At 68.5% G+C, this 11633-nt stretch carries 10 protein-coding genes, 1 tRNA gene and 1 pseudogene; 8 read left to right on the forward strand and 4 right to left on the reverse strand.

Going from position 1 to position 11633, the window contains the following annotated elements; all coding sequences use genetic code 11:
* Positions 1 to 2: 2 nt before the first annotated feature.
* The gene (locus tag AC0Z36_RS13805; RefSeq protein WP_485463128.1) at positions 3 to 1346 is read right to left on the reverse strand and encodes an NsdA family TPR-like regulatory protein; all 1344 of its coding nucleotides are present in this window, start codon (positions 1344 to 1346) and stop codon (positions 3 to 5) included.
* A gap of 426 nt (positions 1347 to 1772) precedes the next feature.
* Here AC0Z36_RS13805 and AC0Z36_RS13810 point away from each other — a divergent pair, with 426 nt between their 5' ends.
* The 5 genes from AC0Z36_RS13810 (at position 1773) to AC0Z36_RS13830 (ending at position 5797) form a co-directional block, all read left to right on the forward strand.
* The gene (locus tag AC0Z36_RS13810; RefSeq protein ID WP_485463129.1) at positions 1773 to 1925 is read left to right on the forward strand and encodes a hypothetical protein; all 153 of its coding nucleotides are present in this window, start codon (positions 1773 to 1775) and stop codon (positions 1923 to 1925) included.
* An 11-nt stretch (positions 1926 to 1936) separates the two neighbouring features.
* On the forward strand, positions 1937 to 2362 hold the full coding sequence (locus AC0Z36_RS13815) for an ATP-binding protein (RefSeq protein WP_485463130.1): 426 nt from the start codon (positions 1937 to 1939) through the stop codon (positions 2360 to 2362).
* Between the two features lie 328 nt (positions 2363 to 2690).
* Positions 2691 to 4028 carry a B12-binding domain-containing radical SAM protein gene (locus AC0Z36_RS13820; RefSeq protein WP_485463131.1) on the forward strand — a complete coding sequence of 446 codons (1338 nt, stop codon included), beginning with the start codon at positions 2691 to 2693 and terminating at the stop codon, positions 4026 to 4028.
* Between the two features lie 78 nt (positions 4029 to 4106).
* Entirely contained in the window at positions 4107 to 5231 is a 1125-nt protein-coding gene (locus AC0Z36_RS13825) for a DNA glycosylase AlkZ-like family protein (protein WP_485463132.1), read from the forward strand.
* 95 nt (positions 5232 to 5326) lie between these two features.
* Positions 5327 to 5797, forward strand: a complete 471-nt coding sequence (locus tag AC0Z36_RS13830) for an NUDIX hydrolase (protein ID WP_485463133.1) — start codon at positions 5327 to 5329, stop codon at positions 5795 to 5797.
* A gap of 372 nt (positions 5798 to 6169) precedes the next feature.
* On the opposite strand, the gene AC0Z36_RS13835 is transcribed toward AC0Z36_RS13830, so the two are convergent.
* Positions 6170 to 6631, reverse strand: coding sequence for a hypothetical protein (locus AC0Z36_RS13835; RefSeq protein WP_485463134.1), 462 nt, complete (start codon positions 6629 to 6631; stop codon positions 6170 to 6172).
* 697 nt (positions 6632 to 7328) lie between these two features.
* On the opposite strand from AC0Z36_RS13835, the pseudogene AC0Z36_RS13840 reads away from it, so the two are divergent.
* Positions 7329 to 7871: pseudogene (locus AC0Z36_RS13840) on the forward strand (site-specific integrase); the annotation flags it as partial.
* Positions 7872 to 8030: 159 nt separating this feature from the next.
* Here AC0Z36_RS13840 and AC0Z36_RS13845 read toward each other — a convergent pair.
* Together AC0Z36_RS13845 and AC0Z36_RS13850 are read right to left on the reverse strand one after the other, a co-directional pair.
* Positions 8031 to 8119: transfer RNA gene (locus AC0Z36_RS13845), tRNA-Ser, on the reverse strand.
* Between the two features lie 197 nt (positions 8120 to 8316).
* Positions 8317 to 9762: a S1C family serine protease gene (locus tag AC0Z36_RS13850; RefSeq protein WP_485463135.1), complete on the reverse strand. Its 1446-nt coding sequence runs from the start codon at positions 9760 to 9762 to the stop codon at positions 8317 to 8319.
* A gap of 242 nt (positions 9763 to 10004) precedes the next feature.
* Here AC0Z36_RS13850 and AC0Z36_RS13855 point away from each other — a divergent pair, with 242 nt between their 5' ends.
* Entirely contained in the window at positions 10005 to 10835 is an 831-nt protein-coding gene (locus AC0Z36_RS13855) for a glycerophosphodiester phosphodiesterase (protein WP_485463136.1), read from the forward strand.
* Between the two features lie 189 nt (positions 10836 to 11024).
* Entirely contained in the window at positions 11025 to 11522 is a 498-nt protein-coding gene (locus AC0Z36_RS13860) for an ATP-binding protein (RefSeq protein WP_485463142.1), read from the forward strand.
* Positions 11523 to 11633 lie beyond the last annotated feature (111 nt).

Raw genomic sequence — 11633 nt, forward strand, 5'->3', positions numbered from 1 at the left:
CCCTAACGGGGGAGGGCGGGAACGGGGTTGGTGGTGAAAAGTTCGATTTCCGCCCGCATGTTCCTGGCCAGCGGGGCGGAGCGTACGGGGCCGGCGGCCAGAGCGTCGAGTACGCGGCGGACGCTGATGACGATGCCGTGGTTGCGCTGTGCGGCGGGCAGGTCCAGCACGGCACGGAGTTCCGGCAGGGCCCCGTCCAGATCCCCATTGGCGATCCTGGTCAGCGCCAGGTTGGTACGCGCTCCAGCCTCGTCGCCGAAGGCCCACTCCCCCTCGGCCGCATTGAGGTAAGCACCGACTGCCGCCTCAGCGGCGCGCTCGGCGCGCCTGGACGGCAGGCCCAGGAGCACGGCGGCCTCTGCTGTGTAGTAGAGCTGACGGGGCGCGGAGAAGGTCAGGATCCCCCCGATGGCGTCGAGTTCGTCGGGGACCAGGCCCTCTCGCTTGGCGTCGGCTCGCGCGATGGCCGCGTCGACGCTTTCGCGGTCTCCCAGGAGTGCGTGGGCTCTGCCTTCCAGGGCGGCGAGCCATGCGCCGGCGGTTCCGCAGACGCGGGCGGCCTCGGCTGACCCACGCTGGGAGAACCGCAGGGCCTCCCCCGGGTTGCCCGCCCAGTAGGAGATGAGCGATTGCAGGCCGCGGACCCAGGCGCGCATCGGCTGGTGGTCCGCGTGGTCTGCGCATACGTACGCGCTGCGGGCCTGCGCCATCGCGGATCTGATATCGCCCAGGTCGTGGCTCGCCTTGGCCAGCATCCCGGACGTCATAGCTGCCAGGAAGTACAGGTCCCGGGCTTGCCCAGGCTTGGTACGCCCGGTCTCCAGCAGGCGGAACGTCAGGTCCTGAATTTCGATCAGGTCCCCCAGGATCGTGTGCAGGGGAACCCGCGGGTACACGGCTGCGATCCGGGTCACTTCGCTGCGGATGTGGTCCAGCGTTTCCGGCCCGATACGGCCGGTCTCCGCCAGCACCGCGAATCTCAGCGCTCGATCAGCAGCCATCGCCGCCTGCCTTCCCATGTCATATACATCGGCTGGCGCCGGGCGGTCTGTGAACGGTGACACGGTGCTCGACGGCCCCGGTTGGGTGCCTGTCGGCGGGGGTGACATCAAGTCCTCGATCGAGTGGTCGAACATCGCGACCAGGATCCGCCGTGAATCCACGGTGGGCTTGGAAGAGCCGTGTATCCAGCGCTCGAAGGTGCGCTGAGACAGGCAGACATCTCCGATCCGAGGGTCTTTGTTGTCCCGGGCGAGCTGCTGGGCGGCCTTGTCGAACTGCATGGCGAAGACCCGGAAGGAGGCCCAGCCGCGCTGTTCGGTGAGCAGTGCCAACAGTGTCCGCATGGCTTCCCGTCCCGTACGTCCGTACGCCGATTCCCCACCACCGTAAGGCTATTGCCCGCTCCCAGGCCCTATCTGACCCGCTCTCGGAAAGATGGCGAAAGATGGCGCCGCTTTCGTCTTGACGCGCCGAAGATGACGTTTTTCGCAGATGGACTTGCCGTACCGGAGCGGTCACGCTGAGTGGCACAGCACCCAGAGATTCCAGCCACGACAAGGACTGGCATGGCAGCCGTGCGCACCTCGATCCGTGATTTTCCTTCTGAAGAGACACCCCGGCCGGCCGGAAGTGCGGCAGTGCCGGAGCACGGCGGGGAACTCCGGCCGCTCCCACAGCGAACCCCGGGGGAAGCACTGCGGCGCCTTGCCCAGTCGGGCCCAGCCCGTGGCTGGGCCGGCTGGTTCACGAAGCCCGGTGATCACCCGGTGGTGGCATCTGCTCAGCGGACCGACAGCAACTCCGCGCCGTACGAGGAGAAGCCTCCGTTCACCCTGCGGGACTTCCGGCCCAGCCACCGCGACTGTGCGCGGTGGTCTGAAGTGGACTGGGACACGTTGCTCAACCTGGGCGGGATCGCGTGACCAGGACGGGCGTGACGGCCGTGCACACCCCGCTGGACTACCACTGCACTTTGCCCACGGTGGCGGTCTCCGTGCCGCGCATCCGCCGCGAGGTGCGCGAAGCGCTGGCCGAGTGCGGTCTGTCCCGCGACCATCCGCTGCTGGACGTCGCGTTGGTGGTCTTGAACGAGCTGACGACCAATTGTGTGCAGCACGCGGCGCTGCTCTCCGAGTACTTCGACGTGCGCCTGGTGGTCGAGGACGGGTTCCTGACCATCGCGGTCCACGACCGCCACCCGTACCGGCCGAGCGCGCTGCTCGTCGCCCACGTGGACGGCCTGGGCGGACGGGGGCTGGCGATCGTCCGGGCGCTGGTGGACGACGTCGGAGGCACCACCGCCGTACCGGCCGACGCCGACGGCAGCGGAAAGACGATCGTCGTCACCCTGCCCCTGTAGAACCCCGGAACCGTCAACTGGAAAGGACCGTGCCGGCGAAGGCGGTCGGGCCCGCATCGCCCGGAAGACACCGATACCGACGCCCGCGCTGACCGCGAGACGACTGGCCGCTCGGGCAGTCCGGCGCTGACTCGGCCGGACACGGCCCCCCGATCCGCCGCCCGGCTCCGCGCCCCCCGACCGAAGCCGGGCGGCATCCACCACCCCGGGGGTAGACCGATGACAACGCTGACCACCAGAGTCCGCCGAACCGATCCCCAAGGCCCATGGCGGGGGAGACGGACGGGCACCGACAACAGAAGATCGCCCAGAAGAGCCGGAGGGAACAATGCGTGTTGCCCTGGTCTATCCGGAAGTTCTCGATCTCGCGCGGTTCAAGGAGAACCGCAAGGAGTTCCCGCCCTTCGGGGTGCTGTACCTGGCGGCGGTCGCCGAAGCCCACGGACACGACGTCCAGGTCGTCAAGGTCAGCACCAGCGACCACGTCAGGGATTTCATCGGTTTCGACGCGGTGGCCTTCACCATCCCGTCCTCGGCCACCTACGGGATCATCCGCGACTGCCGCCGGGACAGCGAGTACGACGGCGATCCGGTGGTCCTGGTCGGTGGCGTCCACCCGAACTTCTACCCCGAACAGACGCTGCTGGACATCGAACCGGACGCGGTCGGCATCGGGGAAGGCGAGGAGACCTTCCTCCAACTCCTGGCCCACGGCCGTGCCCGGCGCTTCGAGGAGGTCAACGGCATCTGCTACCGGCGCCACGGTGTTGTCGTCCGTACCCCGCCCCGGACCCTGCTCAAGAGCATCGACACGCTGCCCCTGCCGGCCCGTCACCTGCTGCCCGTCGAGGACGTGGTGATGTCCGACCGGCTCAGCACCACCGACCTGCTCATGGCCCACGTCATGTTCAGCCGGGGGTGCCCGTTCCCCTGCCGGTTCTGCGCGGCTGCCCAGACCCGCATCCAGTACCGGTCGGGAGCCAGCGCCCGCCGCGAACTCGTGGACATGATCGAGCGGTACGGGATCGAAGGATTCGCCATCGTGGACGACAACTTCATCGTGAACAAGACCAAAGTCCGCGACATCTGCACCAGCATCACGGACCTGGGACTGAAGTGGTCCGCGCTGTCCCGCGTGGACACCGTGGACGAGGCCCTGCTGGCCGATATGGCGGCCTCCGGCTGCGTGGAGGTCAAGTACGGCATGGAGTCCGGAAGCCCGAGGATCCTCAAGGCCATGCGCAAGAACATCACCGCGGACCACATCCGGCGGGCCGTGCGGTGGAGCAGGAACTCCGGCATCAAGGTCAAGCTGTTCCTCATCCACGGCTATCCCGGCGAGGACCGGCAGACCACCGAAGAGACGATGGACCTGCTCGCGGAGATCGCCCCGGACGTCGAACGCGCCTCCCTGTTCCGGTTCGTGCCGCTGCCCGGCACGTACGTGTACGACCACCCCCAGGAGTTCGACCTGCACGGGACCAGCAGCCAGCCGGGCTGGACGGGCGACTGGGGCCAGTACCACAGCCACCACAACGACCGGCACTGGTGGGGAACCGAGGCGCAGTTCGCCGAGGTCCAGGCCGGATACGTACAGATCGCGGGCATGGTCGGCGAACTGTGGCCGGACCGGCACCAGCTTCCGGCATCGGCCCCGGTGGACTGAAAGCCCCCACTACGCTCGGATGCTCCTGGCGGCCAACCAGACCGCGCCTGTCTCCACCAGCGCAGAGGAGCACCGGAGTTGTCCTCCACCGTGGCAGTACCGGCCGCCGTCGAACGGGCGGCGGTCGCCACCCGCCACGGCTGGGGTCAGGCTCCCGGCCCAAGCAGCGTGACCCGCATCGCCGACGCCCAGGCAGGCATGCACGCGGCCCGGCTGCTGACCCCGTTCGTCACCGCCCACACCCGCCTTCCGGCTTTCACCGCCGGGCAGTTGAGGAACGCGCTCGCCCCGGGCGGATCTCTGGTCAAGGTGCGGTGCATGCGCCGCACCCTGCACCTGTGGCCACTGGACCAGGCCGCCGCCGCGCACACCGCCACCCTGCGGCTGCGCTTGGGCGCCACGGAGGCGAGCGGCCGTCGCCACGGCCTGAACGCGGCAGATCTGAAGACATGGGCCGAACGTACGGTCGACGTCCTGGTCGGCGGCCCACTCGGCTACCGCGACCTCCAGGACCGTCTGACCAAGCAGTTCGCCGGAGCGACTGTCCCGATGGTGCGGCACGGCATCAAGTGGGCCTGGGAGTCCGGGGACATCGCCTGCGGCAACGCGGCCGTGTCCCTGCACCGGGAGGCACGGCAGTTCGCCCTGCTCCACCACGCCCACCCGACCCTGCCCCTGAACGGGACCGACACCTGTGCTGCGACGATCGCGCTGGTCCGCCGCTACCTGCGCGCGTACGGGCCCGCCGCCGAGGGCGATCTCCTGTGGTGGTCCGGGCTCACCCGCGGCCAGATCAGTCCCGCCCTGGCCGCACTGCGGCACGAGATCGTCCGGGTGCGGGTCGAAGGGGTTCCGGGCATCCTCCTGGTGCTGGCCGAGGACCTGGACCGGATCCGGGACACGTCCCCGCTGCCGGACGACCATGTGCGGCTGCTCGCCTTCGAAGACCCGACGTTCAAGGGCTACTTCACCACCCGCCGGCGGTACCACGACCCCGCGCACACCCGGCGGGCGTTCAACACCATCGGCGAAGTCCGGGCCGCCATCACCGTCGCGGGACGGATCGCGGGCACCTGGGCGTGGGACAAGAAGACCCGCACCGTGCGCTTCGAAGTCTTCACCGAGCTCCCGCGCGGAGTCGGCCTCCTTGTCCGGGAACGGCTGGATCAGGCTGAGGCGTTCCTGCGCACCGAACCGTCCTGAGGGCGGTCACCCGTACGGGGAAAACGTCTCACCGAGGCATCGCGCAGGGCAATAATCGGTGGCTTCACCGGCCCCACGAGAGACCTTCCACCACCGTGAGCACAACCACCCCTGTTCAGCGCCATCAGCGCATCTGCGATGTCCACCTCCTCCTCGTCCGTGACGGCAGGGTGCTGCTGAGCCTGCGTCAGGGCGGGTACGCGTCAGGTCTGTGGCAGGTCCCCAGCGGGCACCTGGAACCCCTGGAGCCCACGGACGACGGCACCGCCCGCGAAGGGCTGGAGGAGATCGGCGTCCGCGTCGACTCCGGCGACCTGGAGTTCGCGCACTTCATCGACCACCAGGCCCCCGGGGAGGAACCCCGCCTCGGCGTCTTCTACCGGGCGCTCTCGTGGCACGGGGAGCCGTACAACGCGGAACCCGACAAGTGCGGCGGACTCGGGTGGTACACCTTCGACGAAATCCCGACGAACACGGTGCCCTACCACGCAGCGGCCCTGGCCCACATCAACGCCGGCCGCGTGCGCTCCAGGTTCGGCTGGGAAACCGCCCTGGCTGAGCGTTGACAGGAACCGGGCGAGGGGGTGTACGCGGGCCGAATTTCTCGCCTGCACACCCATCATAAGCAACAGTCACCTTCGACAAGCCAAGAGCCGGCCGGACATCGAAGCCCTGCGATGTTCCCGGCAAGCCTCGCGCGCGCGCGAGGACAGGCCCAAAAGGCCCACCGTTAGCGCTACTTCCTCGGGCTCCGACCGGAGGAGCGCCAGTTGTCCGAACCGCTCCCACTGCCGGGCACGCTCCAGCGTACGAAAGAAACGAAGTAACGAACTAATCCCATAACCGCAGGTCAAGGCCACTACGCCCGAAGGCCCTTCGTTCGTGTCCACGAACGAAGGGCCCGGCACTTGCCCAGTTCATGGGCATAGTTCGTTACTTCACTTCTTTCGTCGGTACCGCGTAGCCGGACGCCCCTTGGTCGCGATCGTGAACTCTTCGTACTCTCCGGCGGTCAGAAGCTCGCCTACGAAGTCGTCAATCTGGCCCTTCGTCCGGTTCTTGCCGAAGCAGCCGACGGTGATGTCCGTCCGGCTAACACCTTGCTCCTCCGCGTTGCCGATGAACGCCTTCAGCCGGTCGAGGTCAGGATTGCCGCTGTCCTCACCGAAGACGTACCAGGCGGAGTCCGCGACGTATTCCCAGAAGGCTTCCGCAGCCTGAATGTGCGGCACTTCGATGCTGCTCTTCCCGTCGAGGAGGGCAATCGTCACGGACAACCTCACTACCTGCGGCGCGGCACGGGCGACGACCTGAGCAGCTGGACCATCACCCACATAGCCGCCGACGAGTCGCGCGTACGCGTCCTCCCAGTAGTCGGCCGCTGCTTTTGTCCTCACCATGCGGCCGACCGTCGCCGCCTTGGCGACAACTCGGCCCAGCCGGTCCGGGTACGACACCGCCACCAAGGCCCAAGCCGACCTTGACGCCGTGCGCGCGCTGGTCGGCCTCCCCGACTCGGACGACGACGAAGGACGCCAGGCGGTCGCCGAACTCCTCATCGCAGCGGCCAAGAGCGGCGCCCCGATCCCGGACCGGGACGAAACCCTGCGGTGCCTGCGTACCGGCCAGTCCCTCGCCCGCACGTTGACCCTGGGCGACTACCTGGACGAGTGGCTGGAGGGCAAGAAGAAGGCCGCGGGGAACACCACCCGCGGCTATCGGTCGCACATTGAGCTGTACCTGAAGCCTTACCTCGGACACCGGCGTCTGGACCGCACGCAGATCCCGCACATCGCCGACCTGTTCGACTGGATCGAGGAGCGGAACGAGATCATCCGGGAGGCCCGGGAAACCGGCGACCGCAGGCCACTGGCCGAACTGACTGGCAAGCGGCACCGGCCGGCCGGGCCCGCAACCCGGGAGCGCATCCGTGCCACCCTGCGGAACGCGCTCAACGACGCGATCCGGCAGCGACTCATCACCTTCAACCCAGCTCAGTTCGTCGAGTTGCCTCCGGTCACCCGCCCGAAGCCGATCCTGTGGACCGAGGAACGGGTGCAACGCTGGCGGGAGACCGGGGAGGTTCCTGCCAGCGTCATGGTGTGGACTCCGGCCCTGACGGGTGCATTCCTCGACCACGCGGCCGAGCACCGCATGTACGCGCTGTTCCACCTGATCGCCTTCCGGGGCCTACGTCGCGGCGAAGCATGCGGCCAGCGCTGGACGGACATCGACCTCATCAGGGGTGAAGTGACCGTGTCGCAGCAGATCGTGCAGTACGGCGCCATAGTCGAGACGACGAAGCCGAAGAGCGACGCCGGAGCACGGACGATCGCCCTCGACGGCGAGAACATCACCGAGTTGCGTACGCATCGGGCGCGGCAACTACGCGAACGCTTGCAGTGGGGCGAGGCGTGGACGGACACCGGTTTGGCCTTCACCCAGGAGAACGGCGAGGCGTACCACCCTGCGGATATAACCGATGCTCTGCGGGCGCTGGTGAAGTCCGCCGACCTGCCGCCCATCCGGGTCCACGACCTACGACACGGGGCAGCCACGTTGGCCCTGGCCGCAGGCGCGGACCTCGTCACGATCAAGGACATGCTCGGACACTCGACGATCACGATCACAGCGGACACGTACACCAGCGTGCTTCCGGAGCTGGCGCGCGACTTCGCCGAGGCGGCCGTGAAGTTTGTCCCCCGGGCCACACGCGGACCCGCCGGGCTCACCTCGGGCTCACCCAAGGGATCCGGCGGGTCATCAAAAGAACCGAACTACGGTAAAATCGCAGGTCAGCGGAGGGCGTGGGATTCGAACCCACGAACTGAGTCACCCCAGTTAGCGGTTTTCAAGACCGCCGCCATCGGCCACTAGGCGAGCCCTCCAGACCAGGAACCCATACGGATCCCGGAGCCGGGGTCAGTCTCTCATGTGGGCCGCTCGCGGTCACCGAGGATTCCCCTCGACACGGAAAACCGGTGGTGGGGACCTTGTCGGCCCCACCACCGGTCATCCTGCGGACTGCTCTGTACAGGTCCGGTTCCGGATCGACACCCCGGTCACCGACCGGCGTTCGCCCGGATCACTTATTGTCGCCGTCACGCTCGCCCAGGACCGCTGTGGTCGTGTGCTCCTGGCCGCCCCGCGTATAGGTGATCTGGACCTTGTCGCCCGGGTGGTGGCTCCAGATCTCGCTGAACAGTTCCTCGTACGACGTGATCCGCCGGTCGCCGAGCTTGGTGATGACGTCGCCGGGCTTCAGGCCGGCCTTGTCGGCACCGCCGCCGGGGGTGATCACGTTGTTGCCCTGCGGGGCACTGTCGAGGATCTTCGCGCCGACACCGTTGTACTGGGAGTCCGGCAGGACGCCGAGCTGCGCGTACACCGGCTTGCCGGTCTTGATCAGCTGGTCGGCGACCCACTTGGCCTGGTTGATCGGGATGGCGAAGCCGAGGCCGATGCTGCCGGACTGCTGCGGCTGGCCACCACTGCCGCCACCACTGCCGGTCGACCGGATCGCCGAGTTGATGCCGATGACCTCACCGGCGGCGTTGAGCAGCGGGCCGCCGGAGTTGCCCGGGTTGATCGAAGCGTCGGTCTGCAGCGCGTTCATGAAGGACGCCTGCTGCTGGCCGTCGCCCGAGGCCACCGGGCGGTCCTTGGCGCTGACGATGCCGGTGGTGACGGTGCCGTCGAGGCCGTACGGCGCACCGATGGCGATGACCGGGTCGCCGACCGCCATCTTGTCGGAGTCGCCCATCGGCAGCGGCTTGAGGTTCGGCACTCCGTCGATCTTGATGACGGCGAGGTCGTAACCCTCTGCCCGACCGACGACCTTCGCGTCCACGGTGGTGCCGTCATGCAGGATCACCTGGAGCTTGCCGCCCTGGGCCGCCTGCGACACCACGTGGTTGTTGGTCATGATGTAGCCGTCGGTGTTCAGGATGAACCCGGCACCTGTGCCTTCGCCCCCACCGCCCTTGGTCTTGATGGTGACCGTGCTGGGGAGTGCCTTGGCGGCGATCGCCGCCACGCTCTCCGGCGCGCGGTTGAGCGCCGCCGGGTCGGCCTTGGCGGAACTCGGCGCGCCGATGGTCACCGTGTTGTCGTTGCGGTCCACCAGCCAGGCGCCGAGGCCGCCGCCGACTCCACCGGCGAGCAGCGCCGCGGCCACCGCGGTGACCACCAGCTTCGACGGCTTGCGCCGCGGCCGGGAGGGCACGTTGTACGCGGGGTAGACCGGGTGGCCGGGGAAGCCGTACCCGGGCTGCGGGCTCTGCTGGGTGCCGGGGTCACCCGGAGCGCCGGCCATGGAGTACTGCGGCGCGTACGTCGGCATCGAGGGGTTCGCGAAGACGCCGGTCTGCGGGCCCTCGTGCGCGGGGTCGGGCGTGGTCGGCGTCGGCGGCACCGGCTCCGGGGCGGGAGCCGCCCCGAAGACCGCGGTGTCCTCCGGACGCTCGTCGGGGGCTGCCGAACGCTCCGGCTCGGGCCGACCGTCAGCTGCCTTACGTGCGTCGTCGTCCACGACGGTCCTCCAGAGGGCTCGGAAAAGCTTGATGGATACAGCTTCCTCGACAGCCCGTCGGAGCACGGTAAGCATCCGGTCGTTCTCCGGCCCCTTGCGCTTATCCGGCGATTACAAGCACCGCCCGCCGCCGCACCTAAGTGCGTACGGCCGGTGAACGGGTCCGGAACAGTAAAGAAGGACTACCCCGAATCGCCGAACCCGCCGGGCGCGGGTCGACTGCGGCTGGCAGCATGTCGAGGGTGTCGAGCGACTCCTCCTCCCTGCTGCGGTCCCCCCGTTCCGCGATCCAAGTGGTCGCGCACCGCGGGGCCTCGGACTTCCTGCCGGAACACACCCTCGCTGCGTACGTCAAAGCGATCGACGACGGTGCGGACGCGCTGGAGTGCGATGTCCGGCTGACCGCCGACGGCCATCTGGTGTGCGTCCACGACCGCCGGGTCAACCGCACCTCCAACGGCAACGGAGTCGTGTCCACACTGGAGCTCGCCCAGCTGTCGTCACTGGACTTCGGCTCCTGGAAGGCCGACCAGGTGCAGCCCGGTGAACCTGAGGCCCCCGACTGGGACGCCACCTCCGTGCTGACCCTTGAACGGCTGCTCGAACTCCAGGCCGACGCGGGCCGCCCCGTGCAACTGGCCATCGAGACCAAGCACCCCACGCGGTACGCCGGGCTGGTGGAACAGAAGCTGGTGGACCTCCTGGCCAGGTTCGGTCTGACCGACCCCCCGGCGGACAAGCCGTCACCGGTACGGGTGATGAGCTTCTCCCAGATGTCGATGCGCCGGATGCGTCACCTGGCCCCCGCCGTGCCCCGGGTCTTCCTGATGGATTCGGTGCTCCTGCAGTTCCGCGACGGCACCCTCCCCAAGGGCGTACGGATCGCCGGCCCCGGCATCGACATCGTCCGCAAGCACCCCCGCTTCGTCGCCCGCCTCCACCGCTCCGGCCACCGGGTCCACGTCTGGACCGTCAACGACCCGGCGGATGTGGAGCTCTGTGTCCAATTGGGCGTGGACACCATCATCACCAACCGCCCGAAAGAGGTCCTCGCCCAACTGGGTCGGGCGTAGCGACAAAAACAGGCGTACGCCGGGGCATGGTTGGCCTCGGTTCGGCAACGACGACTGGTCGTTGTGTCCCAAATGACTCCGAAATGCCCCAACGGGCCCTCCGCAGTCCGGGTCGCGCATCGTTTCCCGCCGCCGGCGGACGGGCATGTCTTGCCCGGACGTACGGTGAGAGGGAGGTGCGGGGTGGCGATGGTTGTGGCCCGCGGGGCGCCCGATTCGGCAGCGGTGATGATCCCGTACGCGTCGACCGGGGTGGGGGATGCCCGGCGTCGACTGGCAAAGGATCTGGATGCCCGGGGCATGCCGTCGGCGGTCGTGGACGATGCCGTACTAGTGCTGTCGGAACTGATCAGCAACGCGCTCAGGCACGCCCGTCCCCTGGCTTCGGGGAAAGTCAGGGCCGCCTGGTGGATTCGCCCGGACGGGCTGTTCGCCATTGAGGTGACCGACGGCGGTGGCCCGACCCGGCCCCGGCAGTCCCGTCCGTCGCTGACCGCCCACGGCGGTCGTGGCCTGTCCATCATCAACACCCTGTCGGTCGAATGGGGTGTGCGCGGGCACGGCGATGAAGTGACCGTGTGGACCCTCCTGCGGGTCGACGGCCGGGATGAGCCCGCCGGGCTGCCGGGGTTCTGGGAGTTCAACCTGGACGCGACCGAAGCGCTGGACGGCGGAACCGGCTCCTGACTGGCTCCCCACCGGGCGGCTCCTGACTGGCTCCCCACCGGGCGGCTCCTGACTGGCTCCCCACCGGGCGGCTCCTGACTGGCTCCCCACCGGGCGGCTCCTGACTGGCTC

This window comes from Kitasatospora sp. UYEF31 (genome assembly GCF_057291755.1).